We start from the raw sequence: 13,765 nt of genomic DNA, 5'->3' as shown, positions 1-13,765 counted from the left end.
CCACTGTGTTGGTTCTGAAACAACGAACAGTTGTGTCGGCTGAACAGCGTCACTACTTAATTGAAGAGTGTGCTTGTTCGCTGCCCTGTTTGAGATCCGGCCGATCTTGATCTGCTGGATATTTCATAGGGTTTCGGTGGTCATAGCGTGAGGGAAACGCCCGGTTACATTCCGAACCCGGAAGCTAAGCCTCAAAGCGCCGATGGTACTGCAGGGGGGACCCTGTGGGAGAGTAGGACGCCGCCGAACAATCTTTGGAGGACCCCTGGTCCCAGCGTTCACGCTGGGACCAGGGGTCCTTTTGTTTTTGCCGAAGCGCGCCGGCACCCATGCTGCGCAAGAATGACTGCGGTACCGAAGACTAGGAGTCACCGATGGCCACCAACTCTCCCGACGAGCGTCCGGAGCGCGAGCAGCGCCGACGGGACGGTGGTGACCGGGGCGGATACCGCGGGGCTCCTCGCCGCGACAACGACCGTGGTGGTTACCGCGGGCGTGACGACAACCGCCGTGACGACAACCGTGGCGGTGGCTACCGGGGTCGCGACGACCGCCGGGACAACGACCGTGGCGGCTTCCGTCGCGACGACGACCGGGACCGTGGTGGCCGTCCGCCGTTCCGCCGCGACGACCGCCGTGACGAGCGGCGCGACGGCGACCGCGGTGGCTTCCGCCGTGACGGCGACCGGCCCGCCTTCCGGCGTGACGACCGCCGTGACGACCGTCGTGACGGCGACCGTGGCGGTTTCCGTCGCGACGACAACCGCAGCGGCGGCGGGTACCGCGGGCGCGACGACCGTCGTGACGACAATCGCGGCGGTGGCTACCGGGGTCGTGACGACCGCCGGGACAACGACCGTGGCGGCTTCCGCCGGGACAACGACCGTGGCGGCTTCCGTCGCGACGACGACCGTGGTGGCTACCGCGGGCGCGATGACCGCCGTGATGACCGTCGTGACAACGACCGCGGCGGATTCCGCCGCGACGACAACCGCAGCGGCGGTGGCTTCCGTGGACGCGACGACCGTGAGGGTGGGCGTCCGCCGTTCCGCCGCGACGACCGCTCCGGTGGGCCCCGGCGTGACGACCGCCGTGACGACCGTCGTGACGGCGACCGCGGTGGCTTCCGCCGTGACGACAACCGTGGCGGTGGCTACCGGGGTCGTGACGACCGCCGGGACAACGACCGTGGCGGCTTCCGTCGCGACGACGATCGTGGTGGGTTCCGCCGCGACGACCGGCGGGACGATCGCCGTGACGACCGGCGCGATGACCGCCGTGACGACCGTCGTGACAACGACCGCGGCGGATTCCGCCGCGACGACAACCGCGGCGGCGGTGGCTTCCGTGGACGTGACGACCGTGGGCGCGGGCCGCGTCGGGACGACCGGGGCGGGCGCCCCGGTGGGTTCCGTGGCCGTGACGACCGGCGGGACAACGACCGCGGTGGGTACCGCGGCGGGCGCGACGACCGCGACCGTGACCGCGAGCCCATCAAGCGGCTGCCGATCCCCGAGGACGTCACCGGGTACGAGATCGACAAGGACGTACAGCAGGAACTGCAGAGCCTTCCCAAGGGTCTCGCCGAGGACGTCGCCAAGAACCTGGTGATGGTCGCCAAGCTGATCGACGAGGACCCCGAGCAGGCCTACGCCTACTCGAAGATCGCCCTGCGGCTCGCCTCCAGGGTCGCCGCCGTGCGTGAGGCCGCCGGCTTCGCCGCGTACGCGAACCAGAAGTACAGCGAGGCCCTCGCCGAGTTCCGTGCCGCGCGCCGGATGACCGGCAGCGTCGAGCTGTGGCCCGTCATGGCGGACTGCGAGCGCGGGCTCGGCCGGCCCGAGAAGGCGCTGGACATGGCCGGTGCGCCCGAGGTGCAGAAGCTGGACAAGGCAGGGCAGGTCGAGATGCGGCTCGTCGCCGCCGGGGCCCGCCGCGACATGGACCAGGTCGACGCCGCCATCGTCACCCTGCAGAGCCCCGAGCTGGCCTCGAACTCCGTGCAGCCCTGGACCGCGCGCCTGCGCTACGCGTACGCCGACGCGCTGCTGGCGGCCGGCCGTGAGGACGAGGCACGCGAGTGGTTCGCGAAGGTCGTCGAGTCCGACAAGGACGGCAGCACCGACGCCTCCGACCGGCTCGCCGAGCTGGACGGCGTCGAGTTCGTCGACGCCCTCGTGGACGACGAGGACGAGGAGAAGGCCCTCGCGCCGGTGGCCTCGGACGAGGACGCCGACGACGCAGACGAGGACGTGGACGCGGACGCCGTGGACGCCGACGCGGCCTCGGGCGAGCGCAAGGACGCCGACGAGCGCTGAGCGCTGAGCGCTCAGTAGGACACAGAGAAACAAGTAGAAGTGGGCGGTCCCTCCAGGAGGGACCGCCCACTTCGCGTATCAGAAGGAAAGTGCGCGTATCAGAAGGAAAGATCGCGCAGGACCAGGCCCGTGGCCGGCTTCGGGCCGAAGGACGTCGACTTGCGGGGCATCGTGACGCCCTGCTGGGCGAGGTCCCGCACGACCTCCTCGCGGACCGGGTGCATCAGGACCGCCGTGCCGCCGTCGCGCTCCGCCTTCTCGACGGTCGCCGCCGTGTCGTGGATGTAGGCGATGTGGTCCGGGGTGTCGGGGATCCGCCAGACGTGATCGAGCAGGGTGGCGTGCAGGACCGTCGCGTCCAGGGTGCGCCAGGCCGCGGGGTACTCGCCCGGGATCGTACGGTCGAGGAGGCCCTGGGACGGCTGGTCCACGAGGTGGAAGGCGCCGTCGCCCGCGAGGACGAAGGCGTTGCCCTTGGCGGCGGCCTCGCCCAGGGCGTCCAGCGCGTGACCGAGCGGGCCCCCGACCGTGCGGACGCGGAAGGAGTCCCCGAGGGCCGCGAGCGCGTCGGCGACCGGCAGCCGGTGCAGATGGCGGTGGATGGCGCGGACCCGCAGCGGATAGCGGGCGGTGTCCACGAGCAGGACCAGGCCGTAGTCCCAGGCGCTGGGGGAGGGGTGCTCGGAGCGCAGGCGCAGGTTGGTCGCCCAGCGGTGGTGGCCGTCGGCGATCAGGGCCTGGTGGCGGGAGAGATCTGACTGGATCTCTGCGAGCTCCGCGGGATCTGTCACGGACCACAGGCGGTGGTGGAAGCCGTCCTCGGTGGTAGTGGAGAGCAGGGGCTCGCGCAGGGCGGTGCGTTCGACGACGGGCGCCGCGCCCGTGGGGCCGCTCTCGCCGTCGGTGCGGTAGGTCAGGAGCAGCGGTTCCAGGTTGGCGGAGGTCGCGCGCATCAGGGCGGCGCGGTCCTCCACGACGTGGGGCATGACGTCCTCGTGGGGCAGGACGACGCCGTCCTCGGCCTCCGAGAGGCGCAGCGCGCCGATGATGCCGCGCTGGAGCATGTCGCTGCTGCGCTGTTCGTAGACGTAGAGGCTGGGCTCGGCGTCGGGGGCGAGGATGCCCTCGGCGAGCCAGCTGTGCAGGGTGTCGGCCGCCTGCTGGTTGCGGGCGGCCGGGGTGGTGGCCTGCGGGAGGATCAGCCGGACGATGTTGTGCGGGTCGGCGGACTCCAGGTGGAGGAGCCCGTCGGGGCGGACGACCACGTCGTACGGGGGCGACGTCACGGCGGCGAGACTGCCCACCCGCTCGGGGATGTAGCGCACGCCCCGGAAGGGGATCAGGTCGAGGCCGTGGGCGTCCGTGTGACCCGCTGTATTCATTAGGGCATCGTATGTGTGCGAGCCGTGTAGGCGATGATCGGGGGGTGAGATCGAGCGAGGAGAGATGTGTAATGAGCCAGACCGCGGACCCCAGCGCAGGTCGGAGAGTCCGGACGCGGCCGGGGGCCAGTGCGCGGGCCCTGCACGAGGCCTATGACACGGCTCTGCTCGATCTCGACGGGGTGGTGTACGCGGGCGGGCAGGCCATCGCGTACGCCGTCGACTCGCTCGCGACCGCGCGGGCGGACGGCATGCATCTCGCGTACGTGACGAACAACGCGCTGCGCACGCCGGACACGGTGGCGGAGCATCTGACGGAGCTCGGGATCCCGACCGGTGCCTCGGACGTCATCACGTCGGCGCAGGCGGCGGCGCGCCTGGTGAGCGAGCAAGTTCCCGCGGGTGCGCGGGTGTTGGTGATCGGCGGGGAGGGGCTGCGCGTCGCGTTGCGCGAGCGGGGTCTTGAGCCGGTGGATTCGGCGGACGACGATCCGGTGGCGGTCGTACAGGGGTACGGCGGGCCCGACATGGCGTGGGGCCGGTTCGCGGAGGCCTGTTACGCCATCGCGCGCGGGGTGCCGTGGTTCGCGTCGAACACCGACCTGACGATTCCGAGCGCGCGGGGCATCGCGCCCGGCAACGGCGCGGCCGTGGAGGTCGTGCGTATCGCGACGGGCGCCGAGCCGCAGGTGGCGGGCAAGCCGCTGCCCCCGATGCACCGCGAGACGATCCTGCGGACGGGCGCGGAGCGGCCGTTGGTGGTGGGCGACCGGCTGGACACGGACATCGAGGGGGCGTTCAACGGCGAGGTGGACTCGCTGCTCGTCCTGACCGGTGTCACCGACGCCGCGCAGCTGCTGGCCGCGCGGCCCGAGCACCGGCCGACGTACGTGGACGCGGATCTGCGCGGGATGCTCACCGGGCAGCCCGAAGTGACCGCCGTGGACGGCGGGTTCGGCTGTGGCGGGTGGACCGCCTCGGTGCGGGGCGGCGAGCTGGCGCTGGACGGTGAAGGGGCCGCTCTGGACGGGCTGCGGGCGCTGTGCGCGGCGGCCTGGACCGAGGCCGGTGACGGGGTCTGCGCGCTGGATCCGGGGAAGGCGCTGGCGCGGCTCGGGTGGTGAGTCCCGGGCGGTGACGTGCCCGCCCGGGGGCCCGGCTCCCGGGCGGGGGACGGCCCCGGGCTCAGGCGCTCTCGCCGCGGTCGATCAGTTCGTCGGTGGTGGTGTGCTTGCGCCAGTAGCCGGAGAACGTGACGCGCCCCCGGTCGATGCCGCGCTCCGCGACGAGGTGGCGGCGGACGGCCTTGACGGTCGCGGACTCGCCGGCGACCCAGGCGTAGGGGGTGCCTTCGGGGAGGGTGGCGCCGCGGATCGCGTCCGTGGTGGCGCCCTCCTCGGTGAGCCAGTGGATCTCGGTGTCGGCCTTGGTGGGCAGGGGCTGACGGTCGGCGAGGTCGTGGACCTCGATCCAGACGCGGGTGGGCAGGCCGGGCGGCAGGGTCTCCAGGATGTTGGCGACGGCGGGGAGCGCCGACTCGTCGGCGGTCAGGAGCAGCCAGTCGGTGTCCTGCGGCGGCCGGAAGTCGTACGCGCCGTTCTCCTCCTCGACGGGGGCGAGGACGCCGATGCGGGCGCCGGGCCGCGCGGTCCGTGCCCAGCGGGTGGCCGGGCCGTCGGCGGGGGAGGGGGCCGCGCCGTGGACGGCGAAGTCGACGGTCAGCTCGTCGGGGTCGCGGCGCAGGTCGCGGGTGGTGTACGTGCGCATGATGCCGCGCACCGCGGGGTCGAGGGCGCACCAGTCGGCGTACCAGTCGGTGGCGTCGCCGGTGTCGGTGTCCGGCATGACCGGGGCGTCCTGGCCGGGGTGCGGCAGGAAGATCTTGATGCGCTGGTCGCGGCCGGCCGTCGCCATGCGGGTCAGGTCGGGGCCGCCCAGGGTCACGCGGATCATGGCGGGGGTGACGTGCTCGGTGCGCAGGACCCGGGCGTCGAAGAACTGGTACGGGGAATCGGTCATCGCGTGAGCCTCTTCGACTTCTCGACGGCGGCGGCGAGCCGCTCAAGGACGGGGGCGTATCCGGCGTAGCTGTAGCGCTCCTCCATGGACCAGGGGGTGGTCTGGCCGGCCTTGACGGCGGGGAGCAGGGACCAGGTGGGCTTCTTCGCCAGTTCCGCGGGAGGCAGGGCGGAGGCGCGGTTGTCGATCATGATGAGGTCGGCGTGGTACTTGTCGGCGTTCTCCCAGCTGAGGAACTCCCAGAAGCCCCACTCGTCGCTCTTCTTGCCCTCGACGAACTCGATGCCGAGATCCTTGAAGTAGTTGAGGTCGCAGTAGGAGTCGGGGACGGCGACGTACATCTGGTCGGCGTCGCCGGTCATCGCCAGGACCTTGAGGCCGCGGTGGGCCTCGGCGGCCTTGCGCAGGGTGCGTTCGGCCTTCTGGAAGCGGGCCTTGGCGGCACGGACCGTGTCGGTCTCCAGGTCGGCGCCGAGGGAGGCGGCCAGTTCGGTGTAGCGCTCCAGGGGTTCGCGGAGGGAGGCGCGGGCGCAGTTGATGCCGACGGTGGGGGCGAGCGCGGCGATCTTCTTGCTGCTCTCCTCGGGTACGAACCAGAGGGCGGGCGGCGGGAACATGTTGCTGATCAGCAGGTCGGGTGCGAGGGAGGCGTACTTCTCGACGCTGAACTGGCCCCAGTCGTCGCCGACGCTGGTGACCCGGGTGAGGTCGAGGTCGCCGGCCTGCGGGTTCGGCTTGCCGCCGACGGGCTTGGACGGGCCGAAGACGCCCTTGCACTCGATGCCGTAGTCGTGCAGGGCGGCCGCGGTGCTGACGAAGGCGACGATGTTCTTCGGGCGCTGCTTCGTCGTGACGGTCCTGCCGCGGTCGTCCTTGAAGCTCCAGGCTTTGCCGTCGCCGCCCAATGCGGCACCCTTGGTGTCGGAGTCCTTGGATCCGCACGCGGTGAGGAGTCCGCCGAGACCGAGCGCGGCCGTCGCGCGGAGTGCGTCGCGGCGGTTCAGGGCAGGCGGGAGGGGCCGACGGGGTGCGTGCATGGGTGGCGTTTCTCTCGTCGAAGTGAACTGCGAGGGTAGGCTAACCTAACCTGGTGTTGGTCGACAGTCCCCCAGAACCCGGCGCGGAGACCGCTCCCGCGCCCCCCAAGCGCCGCGCGATACGCAGCATCGGGCTGCTCGCCGCCCTGGCGGTCCTGTTGCTCGTCTTCCTCACGAGCATCGCGGTCGGCGCCAAGTCGATGTCCCTGGACCACGTCTGGCACGGGTTGTTCCAGGACACGGGGACGTATGACGACGTCGTGGTCGGGGAGCGGCTCGCGCGCAGCCTGCTCGGACTGCTCGCCGGCGTCGCGCTCGGCCTGTCCGGCGCCGTCCTCCAGGCGCTCACCCGCAACCCGCTGGCCGATCCCGGACTGCTCGGCATCAACCTCGGCGCCTCGGCCGCGGTGGTCAGCGCCGTCAGCTTCTTCGGCATCACCTCGCTGAGCGGCTATGTGTGGTTCGCCTTCGTCGGCGCCCTGATCGTCGGCCTGCTGCTCTACGTCCTCGGCGGCGCGCGCGGCGCGACCCCGGTGCGGCTCGCCCTCGCCGGCACGGCGATCAGCGCGGCCCTCTACGGCTATGTGCAGGCCGTCATGATCATGGACGGCGCCGCGCTCAACAAGATGCGCTTCTGGACGGTCGGTTCGCTGGCCTCCGCCAACATGGACACCATCAAGCAGGTGCTGCCCTTCCTCGCGGTCGGCACCGTGATCGCGCTGAGCCTGGCCCGGCCGCTGAACGCCATGGCCATGGGCGACGACACCGCCCGCGCCCTCGGCGCCCGCCTGACGCGCACCCGCGCGCTGTCCATGGCCGCGGCGACGCTGCTGTGCGGTGCCGCGACCGCCGCCTGCGGGCCGATCGTCTTCGTCGGCCTGATGGTGCCGCACATCGTGCGCTCCTTCACCGGGCCCGACATGCGCTGGATCCTGCCGTACGCGGCCGTCCTCTCGCCGGTGCTGCTGCTCGGCGCGGACGTGGTGGGGCGCGTGGTGGCGCGGCCCTCGGAGCTCCAGGTGGGCATCGTGACCGCGGTCATCGGCGCGCCGGTCTTCATCCTTCTCGTACGGCGACGGAAGGTGGCCCAGCTGTGAAGGCGATCCGCACCCGGGGCGGCCTGTCCGTCCGGTTCGACGTCCGCACGGCCGTCGTCGTCACCCTGCTCGCCGTCGCCGCGCTCGTCGCGAGCGTCGTCCTCATCGGCACCGGCGACTTCGACATCCCGGCCGCCGACGTGATCCGCACCCTGTTCGGCAACGGCGACGCGGGCCAGGAGTTCATCATCAACGACCTGCGCCTGCCGCGGGTCCTGGTCGGCCTGCTGGTCGGCGCGGCCCTCGGCCTCGGCGGCGCGCTCTTCCAGTCCATCGCCCGCAACCCGCTGGGCAGCCCGGACGTGCTCGGTCTCGGGCAGGGCTCGACCGCCGGGGCGCTCGGCATGATCGTACTGTTCAAGGGCAGCGCGCTGGAGGTCGCGGGCGGCGCGCTCGTCGGCGGGCTCGTCACCGGCCTCGCGATCTATCTGCTCGCCTGGAAGCGCGGTGTGCACGGCTACCGCCTCGTCCTGGTCGGCATCGGCGTCTCCGCGTTCATGACGGCGATCAACGGCTACCTGCTCACCAAGGCGGACTTCGTCGACGCCGCCCGCGCGGTCGTCTGGATGACCGGCTCCCTCAACGGCCGCGACTGGGAGCAGGTCTGGCCGCTGCTCGTGCTCTGCGCCGTCCTCGTGCCCGTCGTCCTCGTGTACGGGCGGTCGCTGCGGATGCTGGAGATGGGCGACGACGTCGCGAACTCGCTGGGCGTGGGCGTCGAGCGCACCCGCTTCGTCCTGCTGATCGCCTCCGTGCTGCTCACCGCGGCCGCCACCGCCGCCGCGGGCCCCGTCAGCTTCGTCGCGCTCACCGCGCCGCAGCTGGCGCGCCGCCTCACGCGCTCGCCCGGCCCCAACCTGATGCCCGCGATGTTTATGGGCGCCACGCTCCTGGTCGTCGCCGACTGGGCCTCGCAGCGGGCCTTCGGCGCGGACCAGCTGCCGGTCGGCGTCGTCACCGGCGTGCTCGGCGGCGGCTATCTGCTGTGGCTGCTCGTCACCCAGCGCAAGGCGGGACGGATATGAGGCCCCGCCACGAACCCGTACCACCCCACGACCAGGAGCGTGCTGCTGTGAACCGGCTCATCGCCGACGACGTCACCCTCGGCTATGACCAGCGCGTCATCGCGTCGGAGCTGTCCGTCGAGATACCCGACAACTCCTTCACCGTGATCGTGGGCCCCAACGCCTGCGGCAAGTCCACGCTGCTGCGCGCCCTGTCGCGGATGCTCAAGCCGTCCGCCGGGCGGGTCCTGCTGGACGGGAGCGTCATCCAGTCCATGCCGGCGAAGAAGGTCGCCAAGACGCTCGGCCTGCTGCCGCAGTCGTCCATCGCGCCCGACGGCATCACGGTCGGCGACCTGGTCGCCCGCGGCCGCTACCCCCACCAGGGGCTGCTGCGGCAGTGGTCGTCCGACGACGAGCGGATCGTGAACGAGTCGATGGAGGCGACGGGCGTGCGCGAGCTCGCCGAGCGCTACGTCGACGAGCTGTCCGGCGGCCAGCGCCAGCGCGTGTGGATCGCGATGGCGCTCGCCCAGCAGACCCCGCTGCTGCTCCTGGACGAGCCGACCACGTTCCTCGACATCCAGCACCAGCTCGACGTGCTCGACCTGTGCGCCGACCTCCACGAGGAGCAGGGCCGCACGCTGGTGGCCGTCCTGCACGACCTGAACCACGCCGCCCGCTACGCCACGCACCTCATCGCCCTGCGCGACGGCGCGGTGATCGCGGAGGGCGCTCCCTCCGACATCGTCACGGCGGAGCTGGTCAAGGAGACCTTCGGGATCGACTGCCGGATCATCGAGGACCCGGAGACGGGGACGCCGCTGGTGATCCCGGCGGGGCGCTCGGGGCGGGGCCGGTCCCTGAGCGGAGCGGCTAAAGCAGCGATCTGAGCTTCAGCAGGTCCCGGAAACCCGCCTCCAGCCTGACCCGGCCGGAGCCCCACGCCCTCGCGAAGTTGAGCTCGCCCGCCACCATCGCGACCAGGTCGTCGCCCGTCATCGCCAGCCGGATCTCCGCCCTCTCGCGGGGCGGGCCGGGGCGGCTGTCGTGCACCGTGATCCGGCCGTTCTCCAGCCGTCCCGTGAAGGTGGCGTCGAGGTCGGTGACGTGGCAGCTCAGCGAGCGGTTCAGGGCAGCGGCGCTGCGCACGTCGCCGTCGGCGGACGCGAGGTTGTCCGAGAGTCTGTCGAGTGCGGTACGGCACTCCGCCATGGTCGCCATCGTGATCGACGGTACCCCAGCGCTTCGGGGTAGCGTCGTGCCATGAGCGACTCATACGCGGGCCCCGACGAGGGGGAGGCGGTGGCGCCGGAGCCGCAGGTCCCGGACGAACCGTCGTACGACCCCGCCGCCCCCGCGCCCCTGGGCGTCGACCGCACGCCCACCGGAAACGCCGAGGTGGACGCGCGGCTCGCCCGGCTCGGCGACGCCGACCACCTCGCCACGGACGGCCATGTCGAGGTGTACGAGGATGTACACCAGGGACTGCGCGACGCGCTCACCGCGCTCGACGCACGCCCCGGCCCGCCGGCACCCCCAGGGGCGCCCACACCCTCGTACAACAGGAGCTGAACCGAACGTGGCAGGAGTGGCACGACGCCGCCTCGACGCCGAGCTGGTCCGCAGGAAGCTCGCGCGCTCGCGCGAGCACGCGAGCCAGCTGATCGCCGCAGGCCGGGTCACGGTCGGCAAGACCGTCGCGACCAAGCCCGCGACGCAGGTCGAGACGGCCGCCGCGATCGTGGTCTCGCAGGACGACGGCGACCCCGACTACGTCTCGCGCGGCGGGCACAAGCTCGCGGGCGCCTTCGCCGCCTTCGTGCCGCAGGGCCTGGTCGTGGAGAAGCGGCGCGCGCTCGACGCGGGCGCGTCCACCGGCGGCTTCACCGATGTGCTGCTGCGCGCCGGCGCCGCCCACGTCGTCGCCGTCGACGTCGGCTACGGCCAGCTCGCCTGGTCACTGCAGAGCGACGACCGCGTCACCGTGAAGGACCGTACGAACGTACGCGAGTTGACGCTCGACGCCATCGACGACATCCCCGTCGACCTGGTCGTCGGCGACCTCTCCTTCATCCCGCTCGGCCTGGTGCTGCCCGCCCTCGTGCGGTGCGCCGCCCCCGACGCCGACCTGGTGCTCATGGTCAAGCCGCAGTTCGAGGTCGGCAAGGAACGGCTCGGCAGCGGCGGCGTGGTGCGCAGCACCCAACTGCGGGCCGAGGCCGTGCGCGAGGTCGCGCGGCAGGCGTGGGGGCTCGGCCTCGGGGTGCGCGGGGTGACCGCCAGCCCGCTGCCCGGACCTTCCGGAAATGTCGAGTACTTTCTGTGGCTGCGCGCCGGGGCCGATGAGCTGGACCCGGCGGACGTTGACCGTGCCGTGGCGGAGGGGCCCCGTTGACCCAGACCCGAGTGACCCAGACCCGAGCTCGTACCGTCTTCCTGCTCGCGCACACCGGACGGCCCGCGGCCATCCGCAGCGCCGAACTCGTCGTCCAGGGGCTGCTGCGCAGCGGCCTCGGCGTGCGGGTCCTGGAGGCGGAGGCCGCGGATCTGCCGCTCCCCGACGAGGTCGAGACGGTCAAGGAGGCCACGGCCGAGTGCATCGACGACTGCGAGCTGATCGTCGTCCTCGGCGGTGACGGGACGCTGCTGCGCGGCGCCGAGTTCGCGCGGGCCTCCGGGGTGCCGATGCTCGGGGTCAACCTCGGGCGCGTGGGCTTCCTCGCGGAGGCCGAGCGGGACGACCTCGACAAGGTCGTCGACCGGGTGGTCACCAAGGCGTACGAGGTCGAGGAGCGCATGACGATCGACGTCGTCGTGCACCGCAACGGCGACATCGTGCACCGGGACTGGGCGCTGAACGAGGCGGCCGTGCAGAAGGTGTCGCCCGAGCGGATGCTGGAGGTCGTCCTGGAGATCGACGGCCGGCCGGTCACCGGGTTCGGCTGCGACGGCATCGTGTGCGCGACGCCGACCGGTTCGACGGCCTACGCGTTCTCGGCGGGCGGGCCCGTGGTGTGGCCGGAGGTCGAGGCGCTGCTGATGGTGCCGATCAGCGCCCACGCGCTGTTCGCCAAGCCGCTGGTGACCTCGCCGGACACCGTGCTCGCCGTGGAGGTCCAGCCGCACACGCCGCACGGGGTGCTGTGGTGCGACGGGCGGCGGACCGTCGAACTGCCCTCGGGGGCCCGTGTGGAGGTGCGCAGGGGCGAGGTGCCGGTGCGGCTCGCGCGGCTGCACCACGCGTCGTTCACGGACCGGCTCGTCGCCAAGTTCGCGCTGCCGGTGTCGGGGTGGCGGGGCGCGCCGCACTGAGCTTCTGGGGCGGGGCGCGGCGCGCTGATTCTCTGGGCTACGTCGCGCCGACCACGGAGATCGCGCGCCGCCGCATCACCGCGCGTACCGGCAGGCCGGTGGCCAGCAGGGTCAGCAGCAGCGTGCCCGTCGCCACGCCGGTCGGCACGGGCCAGGGCAGGTACGGCAGCGCGCTGCCGAAGGCCGTGCTGAGGATCGGCGCCAGCGTGCCCAGCGCGATGGCGGAGCCGAGCAGCAGTGCCGTGCCCGCGACCACCACGGCCTCCCAGGCCGCCATGGCCCGCACCTGCGCGCGCTGGCTGCCGACGACCCGCAGCAGCGCCACGTCGCGGCGGCGCTCGAAGGAGATCATCGCGAGGGTGTTCGCCGCGGCGATGGCGGCGAAGCCCGCGTACAGGCCCGTGCCCACGTAGTCGAGCCAGACCTCGCCCGTGCTGCCCGCGGTGCCGGTGCGGTGCTGTGCCGTCGTATGCATGCCGATCTTGGTGAGTCCGAAGCCGACGACCAGGACGAGGGGGACGACCGCGGCGGAGAACCGGCGGGGCTGCGAGCGGACGTTGAGCATCGCCAGGCGCGCGCTCGGGCCGAACCGGCCGACCAGCGCCGACACCAGCCAGGCCGCGGGCCCGATGATGCGCGGGCCCAGCAGCCCCGCGCCGACGCAGAACAGGATGAGGACGAGGAACGCCCCCTCGCCCGCCTCGTCCGCGGGCTGCCGCGACAGGAGCGCCGCGACGGCGCACGCCCCCGCGACCGCCAGCACGCCCAGCGGGGCCCGCAGGACGCCGAGCCCGCGCCGCCCGGTCGCCGCCTCGGACAGGGCGCGGGCCGGGCGCAGCAGCGAGAAGCGCAGCGCCGACAGGAAGGCGGCGAGCGTCGTCGTCACGACGGCCACGCCCAGGCACACCGGCAGGGCGAGCCAGCTGAAGCGGAAGCCCGCCTCGGCGGGCAGCAGCCCGTGCTCGACCATGCCCGCGTGCCACCAGCGGGCGCCGAAGCCGCCGAGCACGAAGCCGGCGAGCGCCGCCGGGACCGAGGCGGCCAGCGCCTGTACCGCGACCGCGCGGCGGATCTGGCGGGGCCTGGCGCCGATGGAGCGGACCATGGCGAGCTCGCGGTGCTGCTGGGCGACGGCCGTGCCCATCGTCGACGCGACCACGAAGATCGACATATAGACAGAACCGATGAGGAGGACGACGGCCATGTCGCCGACGCCGTTCTCCGTGATCTGCCTGCGGGCCGCCGCGGAGAGCCCGCCGGGGCGGTCCGTGCTCGTCGTGCCGAGCATCATCGTCGACGCGCTCACCACGGTCGCCGCGAAGAGCGCGGCCACCGCCGTGCCCGCGAACGCCGGGCGGTGCGCCCGCAGCGCCGCCTGTGCCAGTCCTGTCGTCATGTGGATCATGGTGCGCCGGGGGAGGGGAGGGGCGCGATGGGGCGGGCCAGTGGATCTTGCTGTGGCGAGCCGGACGGATCATGGTGGGGACAACCCCACCCCCGCGGGTGACAGCGGGCGCGGATGCGCCGTCTCGACCTGCGCCTTCGCGGAAGGGGCCCGGGGCCCGTCGCACACCGGGGCCCTGACCTCGTAAG

Annotated in this window: 14 protein-coding genes and 1 rRNA gene; 10 read left to right on the top strand and 5 right to left on the bottom strand. The window is 72.6% G+C overall.

Annotated features, from left to right (window positions below; genetic code table 11):
- The first annotated feature begins 132 nt into the window (after window positions 1-132).
- The 3 genes from rrf (at window position 133) to AOK22_RS42275 (ending at window position 2,318) form a co-directional block, all read left to right on the top strand.
- Window positions 133-249 (top strand): 5S ribosomal RNA (rrf, locus tag AOK22_RS31130).
- Window positions 250-342: 93 nt separating this feature from the next.
- Complete coding sequence (locus tag AOK22_RS42280; RefSeq protein WP_208606471.1) at window positions 343-1,611, top strand: hypothetical protein; 1,269 nt, start codon at window positions 343-345, stop codon at window positions 1,609-1,611.
- Window positions 1,503-2,318 (top strand): tetratricopeptide repeat protein, encoded by an 816-nt coding sequence (locus AOK22_RS42275; RefSeq protein WP_055702064.1) that lies wholly within the window; start codon window positions 1,503-1,505, stop codon window positions 2,316-2,318. The genes AOK22_RS42280 and AOK22_RS42275 overlap by 109 nt, the downstream gene beginning before the upstream one ends.
- Before the next feature lie 98 nt (window positions 2,319-2,416).
- Here the strand turns inward: AOK22_RS42275 and AOK22_RS31120 are convergent, their stop codons facing one another.
- Complete coding sequence (locus AOK22_RS31120) at window positions 2,417-3,700, bottom strand: DUF1015 domain-containing protein (protein WP_055702063.1); 1,284 nt, start codon at window positions 3,698-3,700, stop codon at window positions 2,417-2,419.
- Window positions 3,701-3,771: 71 nt separating this feature from the next.
- Between AOK22_RS31120 and AOK22_RS31115 the strand changes: the two genes are divergently transcribed.
- Complete coding sequence (locus AOK22_RS31115; protein ID WP_055702062.1) at window positions 3,772-4,824, top strand: HAD hydrolase-like protein; 1,053 nt, start codon at window positions 3,772-3,774, stop codon at window positions 4,822-4,824.
- A 61-nt stretch (window positions 4,825-4,885) separates the two neighbouring features.
- On the opposite strand, the gene AOK22_RS31110 is transcribed toward AOK22_RS31115, so the two are convergent.
- Together AOK22_RS31110 and AOK22_RS31105 are read right to left on the bottom strand one after the other, a co-directional pair.
- On the bottom strand, window positions 4,886-5,719 hold the full coding sequence (locus tag AOK22_RS31110; protein ID WP_055702061.1) for a siderophore-interacting protein: 834 nt from the start codon (window positions 5,717-5,719) through the stop codon (window positions 4,886-4,888).
- A complete protein-coding gene (locus tag AOK22_RS31105) occupies window positions 5,716-6,756 on the bottom strand; it encodes an ABC transporter substrate-binding protein (protein WP_055702060.1) in 1,041 nt (346 codons plus the stop codon). Before AOK22_RS31105 ends, AOK22_RS31110 begins: the two co-directional genes overlap by 4 nt.
- Before the next feature lie 53 nt (window positions 6,757-6,809).
- Between AOK22_RS31105 and AOK22_RS31100 the strand changes: the two genes are divergently transcribed.
- The 3 genes from AOK22_RS31100 to AOK22_RS31090 are packed head-to-tail and all read left to right on the top strand — an operon-like array spanning window position 6,810 to window position 9,750.
- Window positions 6,810-7,853, top strand: coding sequence for a FecCD family ABC transporter permease (locus AOK22_RS31100; RefSeq protein WP_055702059.1), 1,044 nt, complete (start codon window positions 6,810-6,812; stop codon window positions 7,851-7,853).
- A complete protein-coding gene (locus AOK22_RS31095; RefSeq protein WP_055702058.1) occupies window positions 7,850-8,878 on the top strand; it encodes a FecCD family ABC transporter permease in 1,029 nt (342 codons plus the stop codon). The genes AOK22_RS31100 and AOK22_RS31095 overlap by 4 nt, the downstream gene beginning before the upstream one ends.
- Complete coding sequence (locus AOK22_RS31090; RefSeq protein WP_063795374.1) at window positions 8,875-9,750, top strand: ABC transporter ATP-binding protein; 876 nt, start codon at window positions 8,875-8,877, stop codon at window positions 9,748-9,750. The genes AOK22_RS31095 and AOK22_RS31090 overlap by 4 nt, the downstream gene beginning before the upstream one ends.
- Here AOK22_RS31090 and AOK22_RS31085 read toward each other — a convergent pair.
- Window positions 9,734-10,081, bottom strand: a complete 348-nt coding sequence (locus AOK22_RS31085; RefSeq protein WP_055702056.1) for an alkyl sulfatase C-terminal domain-containing protein — start codon at window positions 10,079-10,081, stop codon at window positions 9,734-9,736. The two genes, AOK22_RS31090 and AOK22_RS31085, sit on opposite strands and share 17 nt — an antisense overlap.
- A 42-nt stretch (window positions 10,082-10,123) precedes the next feature.
- On the opposite strand from AOK22_RS31085, the gene AOK22_RS31080 reads away from it, so the two are divergent.
- The 3 genes from AOK22_RS31080 to AOK22_RS31070 are packed head-to-tail and all read left to right on the top strand — an operon-like array spanning window position 10,124 to window position 12,172.
- Window positions 10,124-10,432 carry a hypothetical protein gene (locus AOK22_RS31080; protein ID WP_055702055.1) on the top strand — a complete coding sequence of 103 codons (309 nt, stop codon included), beginning with the start codon at window positions 10,124-10,126 and terminating at the stop codon, window positions 10,430-10,432.
- A 7-nt stretch (window positions 10,433-10,439) separates the two neighbouring features.
- Entirely contained in the window at window positions 10,440-11,255 is an 816-nt protein-coding gene (locus AOK22_RS31075) for a TlyA family RNA methyltransferase (RefSeq protein WP_055702054.1), read from the top strand.
- Window positions 11,256-11,266: 11 nt separating this feature from the next.
- On the top strand, window positions 11,267-12,172 hold the full coding sequence (locus AOK22_RS31070; RefSeq protein ID WP_055702053.1) for an NAD kinase: 906 nt from the start codon (window positions 11,267-11,269) through the stop codon (window positions 12,170-12,172).
- Between the two features lie 37 nt (window positions 12,173-12,209).
- On the opposite strand, the gene AOK22_RS31065 is transcribed toward AOK22_RS31070, so the two are convergent.
- Window positions 12,210-13,568 (bottom strand): FtsX-like permease family protein, encoded by a 1,359-nt coding sequence (locus tag AOK22_RS31065; protein ID WP_244165181.1) that lies wholly within the window; start codon window positions 13,566-13,568, stop codon window positions 12,210-12,212.
- Window positions 13,569-13,765 lie beyond the last annotated feature (197 nt).

It is taken from the genome of Streptomyces silaceus (genome assembly GCF_001419745.1).
GTDB classification, from domain to species: Bacteria; Actinomycetota; Actinomycetes; order Streptomycetales; family Streptomycetaceae; genus Streptomyces; species Streptomyces silaceus.
Note: the sequence above shows the minus strand (reverse complement) of the source record. Positions and strands in the feature narration are given on the sequence as shown.